17 protein-coding genes are annotated in these 17,217 nt (G+C 55.0%); 10 read left to right on the top strand and 7 right to left on the bottom strand.

Annotation, left to right across the window (positions count from 1 at the left end; all coding sequences use genetic code 11):
* Window positions 1–96: 96 nt before the first annotated feature.
* Both BLP79_RS00990 and BLP79_RS00995 read left to right on the top strand, forming a co-directional pair.
* Entirely contained in the window at window positions 97–1,851 is a 1,755-nt protein-coding gene (locus BLP79_RS00990; RefSeq protein WP_408607938.1) for a tetratricopeptide repeat protein, read from the top strand.
* Window positions 1,841–2,662 carry a 4-(cytidine 5'-diphospho)-2-C-methyl-D-erythritol kinase gene (locus BLP79_RS00995; protein ID WP_090214884.1) on the top strand — a complete coding sequence of 274 codons (822 nt, stop codon included), beginning with the start codon at window positions 1,841–1,843 and terminating at the stop codon, window positions 2,660–2,662. Before BLP79_RS00990 ends, BLP79_RS00995 begins: the two co-directional genes overlap by 11 nt.
* Before the next feature lie 142 nt (window positions 2,663–2,804).
* Here the strand turns inward: BLP79_RS00995 and BLP79_RS01000 are convergent, their stop codons facing one another.
* Window positions 2,805–3,803: a polyprenyl synthetase family protein gene (locus tag BLP79_RS01000; RefSeq protein ID WP_090214887.1), complete on the bottom strand. Its 999-nt coding sequence runs from the start codon at window positions 3,801–3,803 to the stop codon at window positions 2,805–2,807.
* A 57-nt stretch (window positions 3,804–3,860) separates the two neighbouring features.
* On the opposite strand from BLP79_RS01000, the gene BLP79_RS01005 reads away from it, so the two are divergent.
* The 3 genes from BLP79_RS01005 (at window position 3,861) to BLP79_RS01015 (ending at window position 5,206) form a co-directional block, all read left to right on the top strand.
* Window positions 3,861–4,079, top strand: coding sequence for a putative signal transducing protein (locus tag BLP79_RS01005; protein ID WP_090214888.1), 219 nt, complete (start codon window positions 3,861–3,863; stop codon window positions 4,077–4,079).
* Between the two features lies 1 nt (window position 4,080).
* A complete protein-coding gene (locus BLP79_RS01010; protein ID WP_232716343.1) occupies window positions 4,081–4,854 on the top strand; it encodes a tRNA1(Val) (adenine(37)-N6)-methyltransferase in 774 nt (257 codons plus the stop codon).
* Between the two features lie 184 nt (window positions 4,855–5,038).
* Complete coding sequence (locus BLP79_RS01015; RefSeq protein ID WP_090214893.1) at window positions 5,039–5,206, top strand: YdcH family protein; 168 nt, start codon at window positions 5,039–5,041, stop codon at window positions 5,204–5,206.
* Between the two features lie 37 nt (window positions 5,207–5,243).
* Here BLP79_RS01015 and yddG read toward each other — a convergent pair whose 3' ends face one another.
* Both yddG and BLP79_RS01025 read right to left on the bottom strand, forming a co-directional pair.
* Entirely contained in the window at window positions 5,244–6,137 is an 894-nt protein-coding gene (gene yddG, locus BLP79_RS01020; RefSeq protein ID WP_090214896.1) for an aromatic amino acid exporter YddG, read from the bottom strand.
* A 2-nt stretch (window positions 6,138–6,139) separates the two neighbouring features.
* The gene (locus BLP79_RS01025) at window positions 6,140–7,081 is read right to left on the bottom strand and encodes a transcriptional regulator GcvA (protein ID WP_090214900.1); all 942 of its coding nucleotides are present in this window, start codon (window positions 7,079–7,081) and stop codon (window positions 6,140–6,142) included.
* Window positions 7,082–7,196: 115 nt separating this feature from the next.
* On the opposite strand from BLP79_RS01025, the gene BLP79_RS19595 reads away from it, so the two are divergent.
* The gene (locus BLP79_RS19595; protein ID WP_157843956.1) at window positions 7,197–7,355 is read left to right on the top strand and encodes a hypothetical protein; all 159 of its coding nucleotides are present in this window, start codon (window positions 7,197–7,199) and stop codon (window positions 7,353–7,355) included.
* Window positions 7,356–7,435: 80 nt separating this feature from the next.
* Here the strand turns inward: BLP79_RS19595 and phbB are convergent, their stop codons facing one another.
* The 4 genes from phbB to BLP79_RS01045 form a co-directional block, all read right to left on the bottom strand.
* The gene (phbB, locus tag BLP79_RS01030; protein ID WP_090214901.1) at window positions 7,436–8,158 is read right to left on the bottom strand and encodes an acetoacetyl-CoA reductase; all 723 of its coding nucleotides are present in this window, start codon (window positions 8,156–8,158) and stop codon (window positions 7,436–7,438) included.
* Window positions 8,159–8,345: 187 nt separating this feature from the next.
* A complete protein-coding gene (locus tag BLP79_RS01035; protein WP_090215646.1) occupies window positions 8,346–9,524 on the bottom strand; it encodes an acetyl-CoA C-acetyltransferase in 1,179 nt (392 codons plus the stop codon).
* A 247-nt stretch (window positions 9,525–9,771) separates the two neighbouring features.
* The gene (locus BLP79_RS01040) at window positions 9,772–10,614 is read right to left on the bottom strand and encodes an EAL domain-containing protein (RefSeq protein ID WP_232716341.1); all 843 of its coding nucleotides are present in this window, start codon (window positions 10,612–10,614) and stop codon (window positions 9,772–9,774) included.
* Between the two features lie 174 nt (window positions 10,615–10,788).
* Window positions 10,789–11,352 carry a TlpA disulfide reductase family protein gene (locus tag BLP79_RS01045; protein ID WP_090214904.1) on the bottom strand — a complete coding sequence of 188 codons (564 nt, stop codon included), beginning with the start codon at window positions 11,350–11,352 and terminating at the stop codon, window positions 10,789–10,791.
* A 20-nt stretch (window positions 11,353–11,372) separates the two neighbouring features.
* On the opposite strand from BLP79_RS01045, the gene argH reads away from it, so the two are divergent.
* From argH to BLP79_RS01065, 4 genes are all read left to right on the top strand, one after another.
* Window positions 11,373–12,767 (top strand): argininosuccinate lyase, encoded by a 1,395-nt coding sequence (gene argH, locus BLP79_RS01050; RefSeq protein WP_090214906.1) that lies wholly within the window; start codon window positions 11,373–11,375, stop codon window positions 12,765–12,767.
* 41 nt (window positions 12,768–12,808) lie between these two features.
* Window positions 12,809–12,997, top strand: coding sequence for a hypothetical protein (locus tag BLP79_RS19425; RefSeq protein ID WP_139163152.1), 189 nt, complete (start codon window positions 12,809–12,811; stop codon window positions 12,995–12,997).
* 290 nt (window positions 12,998–13,287) lie between these two features.
* The gene (gene lysA / locus BLP79_RS01060) at window positions 13,288–14,553 is read left to right on the top strand and encodes a diaminopimelate decarboxylase (protein WP_090214911.1); all 1,266 of its coding nucleotides are present in this window, start codon (window positions 13,288–13,290) and stop codon (window positions 14,551–14,553) included.
* 36 nt (window positions 14,554–14,589) lie between these two features.
* Window positions 14,590–17,190 (top strand): DUF4175 domain-containing protein, encoded by a 2,601-nt coding sequence (locus BLP79_RS01065; protein ID WP_090214913.1) that lies wholly within the window; start codon window positions 14,590–14,592, stop codon window positions 17,188–17,190.
* Window positions 17,191–17,217: the final 27 nt, after the last annotated feature.

A 17,217-nucleotide genomic window follows, 5' to 3' on the forward strand; every position in this document is an offset into this window, starting at 1 on the left:
AGATGGCGCGGAGTTGAACGCAGGGCCATTGCCTCTTCCTCTGCAAGCGCCTAGCTTGAGAAAAACAAGAGATTAGTACTCTAGGGAGAGACCTGCGTGGCCTATAAATTCCTCCGCTCCATGACCCGTGTTGCCGCATGTGCGGCTTTGTTGGCCAGCGCAGCCCCTCCAGTTCTGGCGCAGACCGCGACAGATCAACAAATATTCCCGCGCGGGTTGGCTGGATCTTATCTGGCCGGGCGGGCCGCGACCTATGATGGCGATTTTTCCGCAATTGCGGAATACTACACTAAGGCTCTGGCCCGGGATCCAAGCAACGTTGCCCTCATGGAAAACGTGGTTTTTGCGCAGCTTGCTCTTGGAAATTTGCAGCGTGCTGCCCCTGTGGCCAAACAGATGTGGGATCAGGGAAGTGTTAGCCAGATTGCAAATATCGCAATGGTGGGCAGTCTCGCACAAGACGGCGACTTTCAAAGCATTTTGGACCGTGACCCCGAAACGCAGATGATCGCAGATCTGGCGGACGGATTGCTGGCAGGCTGGGCCGCATTGGCGGTTGGTGATGTCACGCGCGCTATGTCCGTCTTTACCGAAATGGCAAAAGAAGAGCGTCTCTCTTTCTTTGCTGATTTCCACCGCGCTTTGGCGTTGGCATCCGTTGGTGATTATCAAAGCGCAGAGGCGCTTTTTGCCAAAGATAACGCGCGTTTGGCGCGGGCCACACGACGTGCCGCTTTGGCCTATGTTGAGGTGCTCTCGCAGCTGGACCGCAACCAAGACGCGCTTGAGTTTATGGAGAAAGGTTTTGGGGTGCGCCTTGATCCGGGGCTCATAACGATCGCAGATCGCCTGAAGGGGGGCGAAACCTTGCCATTTGCGATTGCGGCGACGCCTCTTGATGGAGTAGCTGAGGTTTTTTATACGATTGGTATCGGGCTTGGACGGGATGCCAATCCAGATTATGCGCTGATGTATACGCGAATGGCGACCTCACTGCGGCCTGCGCATGTGGATGCAGCGCTTCTTAGCGCAGAGCTGCTTGATACATTGGGCCGGTTTGATCTGGCTGTCGCGGCCTATCGCGCGGTTCCAAAAGATCACCCGGAATTTTTTGCCGCCGAACTGGGGCGTGCAGAGGCAATGCGGCGTGCAGATAATATCGAAACAGCGGCTGAGGTCCTGAGCAATCTGGCCAAGACCTACCCAGAGGACCCCGCGGTCTTTGCTGAACTTGGCGATGTTATGAGCCAGCGCGATGATTATGCAGCGGCGGCCGAAGCTTATGATGCAGCGCTGGCGTTGACCGAGGAAGATGCACGAGGGCGCTGGCGCTTGCTGTACCTGCGTGGCATCAGTCATGAACGGTTGAAGCAATGGGATCAGGCTGAAAGTGATTTTCGCGCAGCACTTGCGCTTAATCCAAACCAGCCGCAGGTGTTAAACTATCTGGGCTATTCGCTGGTTGAAAAACAGATCAAGCTGGATGAAGCCCTATCCATGATTGAACGCGCCGTCGCGGTAGAGCCAGAGTCGGGCTATATCGTTGATTCACTGGGGTGGGTGCTTTATCGCCTTGGCCGCTACGAAGAAGCGGTGGGTCATATGGAAACCGCTGCAGCTTTGATGCCTGTTGATCCGGTTGTGAATGATCATTTGGGCGATGTATATTGGGCTGTGGGGCGTGAGCGCGAGGCTGAATTCCAATGGCGGCGCGCGCTCTCCTTTGTTGATCCAGAGGACGCAAATTCTGAAGCAGATCCGGAGCGCATCCGGCGCAAGCTGGATGTTGGTTTAGATTTGGTGTTGGAAGAAGAAGGTGCTGCGCCCTTGCAGGTGGCCAATGATGGTTGAAGCCTTTGCGCCTGCAAAGATCAATTTAACGCTGCATATTACGGGACAACGAGGAGATGGATATCATCTCCTCGATTCGCTTGTGGTGTTCGCAGATTTTGGGGATCATCTACAGCTTCAGGCTGCTGATGAAATGAGTGTGCAAGTCACTGGTCCGTTTTCTTCTGGCGTGCCGACAGATCAGAGAAATCTGGTGTGGCAGGCCGCGGAGGCGGCCAATTGGTGTGGTGAGATCGCGCTGAATAAAAAGCTTCCGCATGGGGCAGGCATCGGAGGAGGGTCTTCTGATGCTGCGGCTGTCCTAAAAGCAATTGAAGGGTTGGGAAATGCGATTTCGTCAGATCTGCCGATTTCGCTGGGGGCAGATGTGCCGGTATGCCTGCGCGCAACTGCCACACGCATGTATGGGGTCGGGGAGGGGCTGACACCTGTTGCGCTGCCAGACCTTTACGCGTTGTTGGTCAATCCCGGTGTTCCAGTGCCAACCGGCCCTGTTTTTCAAGCGCTAGAGAGCCGGGATAATGCGCCTATGTCAGCGCAGATACCAATATTTTCCACCGGTTCAGATTGCGCAGCTTGGCTTTATGAGCAGCGCAATGATCTGGAGAGGCCTGCCATTCAGGTTGCACCCGTCATTGATCGGGTGTTGTCGGACCTTCGCGCAACAAAAGGACAACAGCTTTCTCGGATGTCGGGATCAGGGGCGACGTGTTTTGCGCTGTATCCTTCGAAAAAAGCGGCGCATATGGCAGCTTATGAAATTGGCGCAGAACATCCAGATTGGTGGTGTCAGGTGGTGACACTGACGTGAGGCCGTGTTGGCGCGGGGGCTCCCGCCTGCGGTGTGGCGCATCAAAGATGCTTCCCCGCAGTTGGGCCAAGCGCCGTGCAAAAGCACGGCGCGGCAGCGCTTTTATCTTATCGGGCGGCGGGCACAGGTGGCTTGTTTTAGGTCAATGCAGACGGGCCACGACGTAGTCAGCCAGATCAACAAGCATCGTGCGGATGGCTGTTTCAGGCAGGACATTCAGCGCGTCTTTTGCTTTTGCAGCCCAGACCAGCGCATCTGCACGCGTGGCTTCGAGCGTTTGATATTTCGCCATCAGCGCAAGAGCCTGTTCCAGGTCGCCGTCTTCCTGGCGGCCCTTTTCGATAGTCCGGGTCCAGAAGGCCCGCTCTTCATCTGTGGCCTGCGCAACGGCTTTGATCACGGGGAGCGTTAGCTTGCGCTCACGGAAGTCATCACCGACGTTCTTGCCAGTTGTTTTGGCATCGCCTTGATAATCCAAAAGATCATCCGCAATCTGGAAGGCAATTCCCAGTGCATCGCCATAGTCATAAAGGGCTTGCACCTGGGTATCAGACGCCTCTGCAATTACGCCGCCGACCTGTGTCGCAGCTGAAAACAGCGCCGCAGTTTTGCCCCGCACAACCTGTAGATAGATCGATTCATCTGTTTTCAGATCGCTCGCGGCTGTCATCTGTAAAACTTCGCCTTCGGCGATCGTGGCCGAAGCGTTGGCGAGAATATCCAGAACCTGCAGCGATCCCGTTTCAACCATCAACTGAAAGCTGCGCGAAAACAGATAATCTCCTACCAGAACAGAACTTTTGTTGTCCCACAGAAGATTTGCCGTCGGCCGTCCTCGGCGCTGCCCGCTTTCGTCGACCACATCATCGTGCAAAAGCGTTGCTGTGTGAATGAATTCAACTGTGGCAGCCAATTTGACATCATCTTCACCGGCATAACCACATAGTTTTGCCGCAGCGAGTGTCAGCATCGGGCGCAGGCGTTTTCCCCCAGCATTGACCAAATGCGCAGTCACTTCGGGAATGCGCGGCGCATGTTCCGAGGCCATCCGAGTTTGGATCAGGGTATTGACTGCGGCCATTTTGGTGCTGAGCGTCTCAGCAAGCAATTCATGCGGTTTTTGAGTCACGACTTGATCCATCACTTTCCTGCCTGCAAGGCTCGACATTCTACCAAGGTTGCCCTTAGATCCATCCCTATGAAGGAACTTTTACGCAGCACAGACCCAACGATCTTAGCCTATGCTTCAGCCCTTCTTGAGGGTGAGGATATAGACTGCTTTCAGATGGACGTAAATATGAGCGTGCTTGAAGGTGGCATTGGAATTTTCCCGCGGCGCCTGCTGGTGCGCGAAGATGATTTTGAAGCTGCGCTACGGGCGATGCGAGACAATGATATTCCGCTGGGGCGGGACTAACGTGGCGCGCACTGTCTTTGCCGAGCAAGACCTGAGCCAGAATTTGTTTCTTGGCGGTAAAGTCTCGTTATTGCAGCCAAAAAACGGCTATCGTGCGGGAGTTGACCCCGTTCTTTTGGCTGCCAGCGTTCCAGCCCAACCGGGGGAAAGCCTGCTTGAACTTGGCTGTGGAGCTGGGCAGGCGATGCTCTGTGTGAATGCACGCATTCCGGGGCTTAAGATCACAGGAGTAGAGCTTCAGTTCGCCTATGCCGACCTTGCCCGACGTAACGGCAAATTGAATGACTGCGCGCTAAAGGTGCATGAGGCTGATCTCACAATGCTCCCGGATGGGGTAAAGCAGCAACAGTTTGATCATGTCATCGCCAACCCTCCCTATTATCGTAAAGGGGCGCACAGCCCGTCCCAAAACAATGGACGACGGGTTGCGTTGGGCGAAGAGACGCCTTTGGGGCAATGGATCGATATTGCAGCGCGCCGTTTGCGCCACAAAGGCTATCTGCACGTAATCCAGCGCGCAGACCGTTTGCCCGACGTCCTGATGGCCTCTGCTGATCGTTTGGGCAGTGTCGAGGTATTACCCCTTGCGCCGCGTGTTGGACGTGCAGCAGAGCTAGTGCTGGTGCGGGCGCGCAAGGGCGGGCGCGCGGCGTTTCGGTTGCACGCGCCACTGGTGCTGCATCTAGGGGCGCAACATGGCGAGGATGGCGTCGATTATTCTCCACAGGTCGAGGCGATTTTACGAAACGGCGCAGCTTTGGCGTGGCCGACCTGAGAAGGGGCTCTTTTCCCTGCACCTATAACGTGCATTTTTCGTCAATTCGGGCAAAAAGCAGCCGATTGTTCGAATTTTAGATAAAGTTCTCGCAGCTGCAGCGTGACAGGCCGGTTGTGCTGTGGTCCACTCTCCTCACCTCAATATCACTTGAGGACCCGACACTGCTCAAAGGAGGATAAACATGAGCCTTAGCTCACATCTGACCGAACTCAAAAAGAAACATGAGTATCTGAGCACGGAAGTGGAAACGGCACAGCGATTGCCGAGCACAGATGGCTTGCAAATTGCCGAGATGAAAAAACAGAAGTTAAAAATCAAAGAAGAGATTGCCCGCCTGTCCGAGCATTAACAGGTCATGCATCCCGTGACGTGAACAAAATCCTATGTCACGATAAGCCAGGGTCATCTTTGGATGGCCCTTTTTCTTTGCTGGCAAGTGCTGCGCAGAGGGCTGCAAGGGTGATGAGTATCGCGGCAAGGCCTAAACTGATCGATAGCTGTGCAATACCTGCCATCACAAGGACAAGCGTCGACAACAGCGGGGTTGCATACGATAGGGTGCCCAAAACCTGAATGTTGCCTTGTTTTACTCCGATATCCCAGACAAAGAACGCAAGCCCAACAGGCCCTAATCCAAGGCCCAGAACGGATCCCCACCCAAGCAGACTATCGGGCCATCTCGTGTCTTCGAGCAGAAAATGTAATCCCCATGAGGCGACTGCGCTCAGCAGGCAAAAAAGAGCCACTGAACTGGTCGGGACAGATGCAAAACGTCGTGAAAGTACAGAATAGCCTGACCAGGTGAGCGCGCACAGAAGGGCTAGCCCATAGCCCGGCAGATATTGTGTTTGAAATCCAGCGCCTCCGCCGCTGACAATAAGCGCCGCGCCGCAAAACCCCAAAATTGCGCCAAAGTAATGACCTTTACGCAGGGTTTCACCAGGGAGCAGCCCTGAGAGTAGAACGATCAACAGCGGCCAGAGATATGCAATCAGACCTGCTTCTGCCGCGGGGGCAAGCCGCAGAGCAGAGAAATACAACGCGTGATAGCCAAATAGCCCCAAAGCCCCAAGCCCGTAGACTGTCCAGGGCACTTGACGTAGTGCACGCAGATTTCCAGAAGCAGCCGACCAGAGCAATCCAAGACCCCCACCCAGTGTAAAACAAATCGCGTTCAACAAAAGCGGTGGCACCGGGGCTGACCCGACAGTGAACAGGGCAAGGAGTGCCCACAAGAGAATTGCAATAAATCCAATTGCGGTGGCTTTGATCTGTGGCATGGTCAGGACTTTTTGTTCAGTGGGATAATTGTAAAATCGTCTGAGACGTTCTTTGTCTTTTCAATTTCGCTAAAAAACCAGTCATGAAATGCCGCAACCTGAGGCCTTTCAATGGCGCCGGGTAGGCACACAAAACGAAACCGCCCTTCTGTTTCGATGGCAGTGCGAAAGGGAGCAACAAGGCGACCCTCTTCCAAATCTTTTAGGATCATTGCGCGTCGCCCCAGCGCCACACCTATGCCCGCGATAGCGGCATCAACAGCATGATCGGCCTGCGAAAATCGTGTGCCGTGTTCTGGAACGTAATCAAGCCCCATAGCCTGAAACCATTGTGGCCAATCGGGGCGGTGCTCTAGAAACGAAAGGGAATCATCAAAAATCAAAGGGGCTTTGATCAAGCTTTCAGGCGTTGGAAATTGTTCTGCCAAAGCGGGGGACATCACCGGCGTCGACCATTCCTTACGCACGGGATTGGAATAAAGACCATCATCATCATTTACGCCAAAGCGAATCGCAACATCCACATCGTCGCGTCGCAGATCAAGGGCGCGCAGCGTTGCCGAAAATCTGAGATCGATATCAGGATGGCGACGGGCAAATTCATAAAGACGTGGTGCAAGCCATTTTGCGGTGAGTGCCGGACCAGCTGTGACCGTCAGCGTGGCGTGATCTTGTAGCCTCTTCGCGGTACGCCAAGCGTCGCGAAGCACCTGAAACCCGTCGGCGGCCCCTGGTGCAAGGGCTTTTCCAGCCTCGGTCAGTTCAACCGCGCGGTTCAGCCGCCGAAACAAGGGCATCCCCAAGTGGCTTTCCAATGATTTGATCTGAAACGAAAGCGCTGCAGGTGTCACATTCAGTTCATCCGCAGCGAGCGTAAATGACATGTGGCGCGCGGCTGCGTCAAAAGCGCGAAGCGCGGTAAGAGGTGGGAGAACATCACTCATATTCAGATAAGTATTACTTAAGTGAAGTTCTGAAAAGTCTCGTTTGTCATGAAATATCACGTGCGTCATAAAGGTATCAGATCAAAACATTTAATCTGAACCCATGAGGTGAGACATGTTGGATGCGACAAGCCAAGAAATGATAAAGCGTGCGATGAAATCAGCACGGTTGGAACGCAGCGCTGCGTTTTGGGATCTGTGTGCTCTCGTTATGGGATATGTCAGATCTCCACGTCGCAATCCGTCCACCACCAAGGTTTCCCGCTGGGTCTGAGCGCGCAAGGCTCTTACGGGATTAAAAAAGGGCCGCCCTATGGGGCGGCCCTTACGTTTCACATCAAGTGCAAAAGTGATTTAGACGACGAACTGCGCGCCATTTGCGGAAATGGTGGAGCCGTTGATAAAGGACGCATCGTCTGAAGCGAGGAAGGCGACACAACGCGCAATCTCTTCTGGTTCACCCAAACGACCAGCAGGGATACCTGCGATAATCTTCTCGCGGACTTTTTCAGGGACGGCCATCACCATTTCAGTGGCAATATAACCGGGGCAGATTGCATTTGCTGTGATGCCCTTTGCGGCGCCTTCTTGTGCCAGCGATTTGACGATTCCCAGATCACCCGCTTTTGTTGCCGCATAGTTAACCTGACCGAATTGGCCTTTTTGCCCGTTGATGGACGAGATCACGATCACGCGGCCAAAACCACGCTCACGCATGCCAGGCCAGATCGGGTGAACTGTGTTGAACACGCCGGTCAGGTTGGTGTCGATGACCTGCTGCCATTGCTCTGGCGTCATTTTATGGAATGGCGCATCACGCGTGATGCCGGCGTTTGCGACAACGACGTCAATGGGGCCAAGGTCTGCTTCGACCTGTGCGATACCTGCTTGGGAGCTTTCGTAATCACCAACATTCCATTTGTAGGTTTTGATGCCAGTCTCTTCGGTGAATTTGGCGGCGGCGTCGTCATTCCCTGCATAGGTCGCAGCGACGGCGTATCCTTGGGCTTGCAGCGTCTTGGAAATTGACGCGCCGATGCCGCGGGATCCGCCGGTGACGAGTGCAATACGTGCCATTGTGTTCTTCCTCCACTAGGTATTCTGTAGGTAATATAATTGCATTTAAAAACTGGTTTTCGCAAGCAAATTTCATACCTGCAATAAGGCCAGTTGGGTAGATATTCTTCAGGAATTGTAACGGTTTGGTCTCAAAACAAAAGGGCGCCCGCATGGACGCCCTTCATTATGATGTTATTTTAATCGCTTAAGGGCGTTCAACGCAAAGCGCGACACCCATACCGCCGCCGATGCACAGAGTCGCGAGCCCTTTTTTCGCATCGCGCCGCTTCATTTCGAACAGCAAAGTATTAAGAACCCGGCAGCCAGATGCACCAATCGGGTGTCCAATGGCGATCGCGCCACCGTTGACGTTCACGATAGATGGATCCCAACCCATGTCTTTGTTCACAGCACAGGCCTGTGCAGCAAAGGCTTCGTTGGCTTCGACCAGATCCAGATCGTCAACGCTCCAGCCTGCTTTATCCAGCGCTTTGCGGGAGGCATAGATCGGGCCAACGCCCATGATGGATGGGTCCAGACCAGCTGTGGCGTAAGATGCGATTCGCGCCAACGGCTCAATGCCACGTTTTTCCGCATCATCCGCGCTCATCAGCAGGGTGGCTGCTGCGCCGTCGTTCAAACCAGATGCGTTTGCCGCGGTGACGGTGCCGCCATCACGAATAAAGGCAGGGCGCAATTTTTGCATGGCGTCCAAGGTTGCGCCGTGGCGGATATACTCATCGCTGTCGACGGTGATATCACCTTTACGGTGTTTCACGGTAAAGGCTGCGATCTCATCCGCGAATTTGCCTGCTTTTTGTGCTGCTTCCGCTTTGTTTTGTGACGCAACTGCAAATTCGTCCTGCATATCGCGGCTGATCTGCCAGCGTTCTGCAACGTTTTCAGCAGTTTGTCCCATATGATAGCCATTAAAGGCATCCCACAGGCCGTCGCGGATCATCGTATCAATGTGCTTCATGTCACCCATTTTTGTGCCTGCACGCAGGTGTGCAGCATGGGGGGACAGGGTCATGTTTTCTTGGCCGCCGGCACAGACAATCGAGGCATCGCCCAGCTGAATGTGCTGCGCTGCAAGAGCAACCGCCCGCAGACCGGAACCACAGACCTGATTGATCCCCCATGCGGCGCTTTCTTGTGGCAGGCCTGCATTGATGTGGGCTTGGCGGGCGGGGTTTTGGCCCTGACCAGCCGTGAGAACCTGACCGAGAATGGTTTCAGATACTTCGGATTTATCGACGCCTGCGCGCTCTACGACGGCTTCCAGTACGGCGGCACCCAGATCGTGCGCGGGTGTAGTGGCAAACGCGCCACCAAAGCTGCCGACAGCGGTACGCGCGGCGGATGCAATTACAACGTTGGTCATGACATTCAGTCCTTTGTCATCCAGTATTTCCTGGAGCGCGGTATCGTCGCTGTCATGAAATCGTTGCAGCAGTGTCCACCGCGTTCCTCCTCCCATACAGGGACAGGGTAAGCGAATGCTGCAGGTGCAGCAGCCACAGCCTGTCTTAGTCTTGGTCGGCCTGTCAACCAAGCTGGAAAAAAATCTGTAGGGCCAGATTTAATTTACGGGGATCTTCTGGTGGACCTTATGTGCCCAAAAGCGCAGTTTAAGCGCGACGTTGAGCCTTTAGATCTTCCACCCAGGGGGCTCTCACGGTGGGCGCCCCATAAAGGTAACCCTGCAGGCAGTCGACACCGATATCGACCAGGAATTGTGCTTCAGCTTCAGTTTCAACCGATTCGGCAACGGTGAGCATATCAAACTGCTTAGCCACTCCGACAAGGGCACGTACAACAGACTGGTTGTCATGTGTTTCCAATATGTTGCGCACAAATTTTCCGTCAATCTTCACCGCATCAAAGAAGAATTGGCGGAAGTGCGCGATTGCCATACTGCCCGATCCGAAATTATCCATTGCAAAGGCAATCCCGTGGTCCTGCATGCGGGTCATAAAGTCGAGCACCAGTTCAGGTGCACCTTGTGTCGAAGCTTCGGTGATTTCCAGCAAGAGGCGTTCACCGATGGTCGCATCTTTGCTGAGAAAACGTTTCAGTACCTTGCCCCAGCGTTCATACCCGATGGAACGTGCTGACATATTGATAGACAGGCGAATATTTGGATGCTTGGACAGTGTTCTAAGCCCGTGTTGAAGCGCAAGGCAGTCCAGCTCACGACCAAGTTCAGTATCTTCGACAACATCCATGAATTCCCGGGCTGGGATCACCCGCCCGGTGGAATCTAAAACGCGGATATAGCCTTCGTAAAAGGCAACGTTGTGTGGCGGCAGGGCTTGCATAATCGGCTGATATGCAAGCAGTGTTTGGTCGAATTTAATCGCATCCGCAACCATATCAAGCACAGAACGATCACGGCCTGTTATTGCAGAGGACAGTGGATTGTCGCTACCTGCAGGGAGATCAGCGTATTTCAAACGTTTTTTATGTCTCACGGGCCTTCCCCACAAAATCCTATACGCAAAGCATGCGTCACTTTGGATCTTGAGGCAAAACCATGAAGCAGCAATTAAAATTCAAATTTTATTGGTGCTGCTGCTTTGTGCTAAAGCGCAGGCCAATCGCTAAAGAACGGCCTGAGCTATATATCAAGAAGGGTAACCGAGGCCTTACTCGTCAGTCATCAAAGCCTGAACAATTGCCTTGGCGCTGTTTGAATTCCATTCAGCATCGCCCAAAAGCCGGGCGATTTCTTTACCATCACGATCTAATAGAACAGTGATTGGCAGGCCAATCACGGCCATTTCACGTGCAAGCTGCTGACGCGGATCCTGATGGCGCGGCAGATTGTCGATACCATGTTCATCAAAGAATTTTTGGATACCAGCCGGAGAGTTACGACCAGTTGCAATGGTCAGAACTTCAAAATCATCACCGCCAAATTCAGCCTGTAGTTCGGAAATTTGTGGCATTTCCTTGCGGCAAGGGGCGCACCATGTCGCCCAGAAATTTAACAGGACAATTTTGCCTTTGTAATCTTCAAGCGTTGCAGTGCCTGCGCCATCGGCCAGTTCAAATGGCACTTGCGAGACATCGCGTGGCGCTTTGTGCACCACAAGACGGCGTAAACTGTCTTCGCGCAGGGCTTCCAGGGCCGCTTGATCTGCGGCGACAGCGGCATTTGCACCAAGCGCAAGAGCCATATAAAGGGTGAGAGAACGAAATAGACGCATATTATCTCCAGGGTTCCACCATGACAGACCAGACCTCGAACCAGATGTGGGGCGGCCGCTTTGCCGCTGGGCCAGACGCGATCATGGAGGCGATCAATGCCTCAATCGGGTTTGACAAGCGGATGGCAGCCCAAGACATTCAAGGGTCGCGGGCCCACGCTGCCATGTTGGCTGCGTCAGGCGTTATTACGGATAGTGATGCCGAGGCCATTCGGGAAGGGTTGCTCACAATTTTGTCAGAAATTGAGGCCGGAAATTTCCAATTTTCCACCGCTTTGGAAGACATTCACATGAATGTGGAGGCCCGCCTGAAAGAAATCATCGGAGAACCGGCTGGGCGACTGCACACGGGGCGGTCGCGCAATGATCAAGTGGCGACAGATTTTAAACTGTGGGTGCGGGATCAATTGGATGCAGCCGAAACCGGGCTTTTGGCTTTGATTGCGGCGCTTTTGGATCAGGCCGAAGCGGGTGCAGACTGGGTTATGCCGGGCTTTACCCATTTGCAGACGGCGCAGCCTGTGACTTGGGGCCACCACATGATGGCCTATGTGGAAATGTTTGGCCGTGATCTCTCACGCGTGCGTGATGCGCGGACACGTATGAATGAATGTCCTCTGGGGGCTGCTGCACTGGCCGGAACCTCATTTCCGATTGATCGCAGCATGACCGCAGAGGCGCTGGGGTTTGAGCGGCCGGCCGCAAATTCACTGGATGCCGTATCAGACCGGGATTTCGCGCTGGAATTCCTGTCTGTCGCATCGATCTGTGCGGTGCACCTCAGCCGCTTTGCCGAAGAGCTGGTGATCTGGTCGTCTGCGCAGTTCCGTTTTGTGACCCTGTCCGACCGATTCTCAACCGGCTCCTCAATCATGCCACAAAAGAAAAACCCAGATGCAGCAGAGCTGATCCGCGCTAAGGTCGGGCGGATCTTTGGGGCCAATACGGCCCTGATGATGGTGATGAAGGGCCTGCCTCTGGCCTATTCAAAAGACATGCAGGAAGACAAAGAACAGGTCTTTGATGCTGCAGACAACCTGATGCTGGCGCTTGCTGCGATGGAAGGCATGGTGAAAGACATGTCTGCAAATCGTGAAAGCCTTGCAGCGGCGGCTGGCAGCGGATTTTCCACGGCAACGGATTTGGCGGATTGGCTTGTTCGGGTGCTCAAAGTGCCATTCCGGGATGCGCATCATGTGACGGGCACGCTTGTCGGCATGGCAGAAGCACGTGGCTGTGATCTGCCTGATCTGAGCCTTGATGACATGCAAGGGGTGCATTCTGGGATCACCGAGGATATCTTTACAGTACTGGGGGTCGAAAATTCAGTGAATTCGCGTACAAGCTATGGCGGCACAGCCCCAGAGCAGGTGCGCGCGCAGGTCACCCGTTGGAAAGCTCTTCTTGCGCAGTGAGTGCTTCGCTGATTGTCTGAAGTCGAATAAAGGTGAGGACCATGATAGCTCAAAGCATGAAAGTTGCGGCACTCCTGCTGGGTCTTTTTATGGTTGCAGGTTGCGGCGTTGATGGGGAGCCTATTCGCCCCACTCTGAACGCAGGTGTCGGGGTGTCCTCAAATGGTGTTCATCTTGGTGGACGGGTTGGGGCCAATAAGGGGCCTGTCTCGGTGACCGTCGGGTTTTAAGCAGCTCGCTGGGGGGGCTCCCGCCCGTCGGAAAACCCTATCGGGCTTCCTCCCGTTGGGCATGGCACCGCGCAAAGGCGCGGTGCGGTTGCGGCAAACACCAATGTTGGTAGAGGTCGCGATCGCGCTGTGGGGGCGTAAGCCCACGCAGCGCGCTTGGCCCAACGGGGGCGGCTCCTTCTGTGAAGGTGCTGACACGGGCGGGAGCCCTTGTGTGACATTCCCCCGGTTTGCCAGCGATACGCGGAATCAATTGATCCCACCGCAGCTTTTGGTCTAAGCGCTGTGGTATGGATCATTTTCTCTACCGTGACGGCGCCCTCTACGCCGAAGACGTGCCAGTGGCCGAGATTGCGGCTGCGGTTGGCACTCCGTTTTATGTCTATTCCACTGCGACGCTGGAACGTCACTTCAAGCTTTTTGATGAGGCGCTTGAAGGGACAGAACACCTTGTGTGCTACGCGATGAAGGCAGCCTCCAATCAGGCGATCCTGAAAACACTGGCCAAGCTGGGCGCAGGCATGGATGTGGTCAGCCAGGGCGAATATCTGCGCGCGCGTGCTGCGGGCGTTCCGGGTGATAAGATCGTCTTTTCTGGCGTTGGCAAAACCTATGAGGAAATCCACACGGCGCTGACGGGCGGCATTCGTCAGTTTAACGTGGAATCCGAACCTGAAATGATCGTTATTGATCAGGTTGCACAAAAACTGGGCGTCAAAGCGCCCATCACGATCCGGGTGAACCCCGACGTGGATGCAAAAACCCATGCCAAAATTGCAACCGGCAAGTCCGAGAACAAATTCGGCATCCCGATTTCGCGCGCCAAAGAGGTTTATGCGCTGGCCGCCAGCCTTCCGGGGCTAGAGGTCATCGGGATCGATTGCCACATCGGCTCACAGCTGACCGATCTTGAACCCTTTCGCCTTGCCTATGAAAAAGTGGCAGAGTTGACTGAAACCCTGCGCGCCGAAGGTCACAATATTCGCCGCCTTGATCTGGGCGGCGGTCTGGGTATCCCCTACACGCGCTCTAATGAGGCCCCCCCGCTGCCGGTGGAATATGGCCAATTGATCAAAGACACGCTGGGCCATCTGGACTGCGAGATTGAGATCGAACCCGGGCGCCTGATTGCTGGCAACGCGGGGCTGATGGTGTCAAAAGTGATCTATGTGAAATCGGGCGAGGGCCGAGATTTCCTGATCATTGATGGTGCGATGAATGATCTCATTCGCCCCGCGATGTATGAAGCACATCACGACATCATCCCCGTGATTGAACCTGTGCCCGGAACCGAACAGCAGCCCTATGATATCGTCGGACCTGTGTGCGAATCTGGCGATACTTTCGCCAAACAGCGCAACCTTGCGCCAATGGTAGCAGGGGATCTGGTGGCGTTCCGCAGTGCTGGGGCTTACGGTGCGGTGATGGCGAGCGAATACAACAGCCGCCCCCTGATCCCCGAGGTTTTGGTGCATGGCGATCAATTCGCGGTTATTCGCGAACGTCCTTCCTTTGACGAAATGATAAATCGCGATACCATACCCGCGTGGCTCTGAGGCATTCTGCCTCTGGGTGAGTGGAGGCAAAAGCCTATGGCGCAGCACCAGACGCGGAATGATACGGCGCACCCTGCACGACAGGGGGGCCTTGATCCGCGCCTGAAACCTTTGCGCTGGCAATTGCGACTGACCCAGATGGGCCTGCTGTCAGAACGGCTTTTGCGGGCCTATTGGCCTGCGGGGGCTATCGCAACTCTGGCCGCTGGGCTGGCGATGATGGGCTTGCAGGACATTTTGTCGCTGACAGGTCTATGGGCGATTTCTGTCCTGTTTGTGCTGTGTTTTTCAATGGCCACCATATCGGGCAGCCGCCGGATGCGTTGGCCAAGCCTAGCTGATGCCATTGCGCATCTTGATCAGGCGCTCATAGGGCGACCGATTTCGGGGCTGCTGGATGAACAGGCGCTGGGCGCGGATGACCCAGCATCCCATCAATTGTGGCAGGCCCATCAGGCCCGCCTGCAGCAAAAGGCTTTGCAGGCAACTGCGCCAAAGCCAGATCTGAATATCGCGCCTGCTGATCCATTCGCATTGCGCTATGTTGCGCTGATGATTTTGGCAATAGCCTTGTTGTTTGGTTCGGTCTGGCAGGTGCAGACACTTGCACGTGTAATGCCCGGACAGGGGGCATCCGCAGCGATTGGTCCCAGTTGGGAGGGATGGATTGAACCGCCGCGCTACACGGGCCTTCCTGTGCTTTATCTGAATGATCAGACAGGCCGCACCCTGACCTTGCCACGGGGCAGCCAGATTACGTTGCGCTTTTATGGTGAAGTTGGCGCATTGATTTTGTCAGAAACGGTGTCTGCCCGCACTGAAAACCTGCCATCCGCTGCTGATCCGGAACAGTCTTTTTCTGTCACGCAATCAGGGGCTCTTGCAATTGAAGGCGCGGGCGGCCAACAGTGGCAGGTGACTCTGCTGCCAGATACCGCACCACGGATCTCTGTGGCTGGCGCTGCAGATCTGTCGAGCGAAGGCTACATGACGCTGCCCTTTACGGCGGTTGATGACTATGGGGTTGAAGCTGGACGCGCTGTGATCGCGCTTGATCTTTTGGCAGTGGACCGCCGCCATGGGCTTGCCCTTGATCCAGAAGACACCACCGCCATAGAACTGGATCTGCCGTTGCCCCTTACCGGTGACCGCCGGGATTTTACCGAGACCTTGATGGAAGATTTTTCTGATCATGTCTGGGCCAACCTGCCTGTCGTGGTGACGCTTTATGCGCAAGACGCAGCCGGGCAAGTGACTGAAACCGCAGGGTTTGGGACATCTCTGAAAGCTCGTCGTTTCTTTGATCCCTTAGCGGCCGCTGTGGTGGAGCAGCGGCGTGATTTGTTGTGGAATCGTGACAATGGGCGGCGTGTTACGCAAATTTTGCAAACCCTCTCACATCGTCCCGATGAGATGTTCCGTGACAGCGGTGATTATCTGCAAATGCGGGTAATCCTGCGCCGGTTGGATCATTATGTGCAGGCGGGGCTGACATCACCGCAGCAGGATGAGATCGCCGCGGCGCTTTGGGAGTTGGCGCTGAAACTGGAACATGGAGATTTAAACGATGCTCTGGAACGGATGCGCCGCGCTCAGGAGCGGTTAAGTCAGGCAATGCGAGACGGGGCAAGCGATAGCGAGATCGCTGAACTCATGCAGGAATTGCGTGATGCAACGCAGGAATATATGCAACGTCTGCAACAACAGGCGCAAAACAGCGACACAGATGAGGATGAACGTTCGTCCGACAATGCGCTGGAACTGACCCAAGATGATCTTCAGGCGATGATGGATCGCATCCAGGACCTTATGGAGCAGGGGCGCATGGCTGAGGCCGAGCAAGCCTTGCGAGAATTCCAGCAGTTGATGGAAAATATGCAAGTTGCGGAAGGGCAGCAGGGGCAAAATGGATCTCCCGGTGAAAATGCAATGGAAGGGCTTGCAGAGACACTGCGCGAGCAACAGGGGCTTTCGGATCAGGCCTTTCGGGATCTCCAGCAGCAATTTAACCCAAATGCCCCGCGCGGTGAGCAAGGGAACCCAGAATCTGGCCAGCAACCTCAACCCGGTCAGGACGGTGAGCAGGGACAAGGCGATCAGGGACAGGAGGGCCAATCTGGGTCTGGGCAATCCGGTCAAGGAAGCGCGCCCGGACAGGGTCAGTCCCTTGCCGATCAGCAGCGCAGCCTGCGTCAGGAACTTGATCGCCAGCAGGGAGCACTGCCATTTGGCAGCGAACCCGATGGTCAGGCGGCCCGTGATGCGCTTGATCGTGCCGGGCGTGCGATGGATCAGGCCGAAGATGCCTTGCGTGATGGGGATATGGCAGGCGCTATAGACAATCAGTCTGATGCAATGGAAGCCTTGCGTGAAGGCATGCGTGCCTTGGGCGAAGCAATGGCACAAGACAATGGCACGCAACCGGGTCAGGGCGAAAGCGGTCAGGCCAATTCACAGCAAAGTACAGATCCACTGGGCCGCAGCGGTCAGGGGATAAGCGAAGGCGGGCCGATCGGGGATGGTGAAGCCTATCGGCGTGCGTGGGAGTTATTGGATGAAATCCGGCGCCGCTCTGGGGATGGGGACCGTAGCCCGACAGAGCGAAATTACCTCGAACGCTTGTTGGATCGCTTCTAATACGATCTGTCCACGAGCGAAGCAAAT

Source organism: Epibacterium ulvae (assembly GCF_900102795.1).
In the GTDB taxonomy this organism is placed as follows: Bacteria; Pseudomonadota; Alphaproteobacteria; order Rhodobacterales; family Rhodobacteraceae; genus Epibacterium; species Epibacterium ulvae.

Excerpts from the sequence above, each read along its gene's own strand:
- BLP79_RS00995 (WP_090214884.1), top strand. The coding sequence starts at position 1,841 with ATGATGGTTGAAGCCTTTGCGCCTGCAAAGATCAATTTAACGCTGCAT.
- BLP79_RS01000 (WP_090214887.1), bottom strand. The coding sequence starts at position 3,803 with ATGGATCAAGTCGTGACTCAAAAACCGCATGAATTGCTTGCTGAGACG.
- BLP79_RS01005 (WP_090214888.1), top strand. The coding sequence starts at position 3,861 with ATGAAGGAACTTTTACGCAGCACAGACCCAACGATCTTAGCCTATGCT.
- BLP79_RS01015 (WP_090214893.1), top strand. The coding sequence starts at position 5,039 with ATGAGCCTTAGCTCACATCTGACCGAACTCAAAAAGAAACATGAGTAT.
- yddG (WP_090214896.1), bottom strand. The coding sequence starts at position 6,137 with ATGCCACAGATCAAAGCCACCGCAATTGGATTTATTGCAATTCTCTTG.
- BLP79_RS01025 (WP_090214900.1), bottom strand. The coding sequence starts at position 7,081 with ATGAGTGATGTTCTCCCACCTCTTACCGCGCTTCGCGCTTTTGACGCA.
- BLP79_RS19595 (WP_157843956.1), top strand. The coding sequence starts at position 7,197 with ATGTTGGATGCGACAAGCCAAGAAATGATAAAGCGTGCGATGAAATCA.
- phbB (WP_090214901.1), bottom strand. The coding sequence starts at position 8,158 with ATGGCACGTATTGCACTCGTCACCGGCGGATCCCGCGGCATCGGCGCG.
- BLP79_RS01035 (WP_090215646.1), bottom strand. The coding sequence starts at position 9,524 with ATGACCAACGTTGTAATTGCATCCGCCGCGCGTACCGCTGTCGGCAGC.
- BLP79_RS01045 (WP_090214904.1), bottom strand. The coding sequence starts at position 11,352 with ATGCGTCTATTTCGTTCTCTCACCCTTTATATGGCTCTTGCGCTTGGT.
- argH (WP_090214906.1), top strand. The coding sequence starts at position 11,373 with ATGACAGACCAGACCTCGAACCAGATGTGGGGCGGCCGCTTTGCCGCT.
- BLP79_RS19425 (WP_139163152.1), top strand. The coding sequence starts at position 12,809 with ATGATAGCTCAAAGCATGAAAGTTGCGGCACTCCTGCTGGGTCTTTTT.
- lysA (WP_090214911.1), top strand. The coding sequence starts at position 13,288 with ATGGATCATTTTCTCTACCGTGACGGCGCCCTCTACGCCGAAGACGTG.
- BLP79_RS01065 (WP_090214913.1), top strand. The coding sequence starts at position 14,590 with ATGGCGCAGCACCAGACGCGGAATGATACGGCGCACCCTGCACGACAG.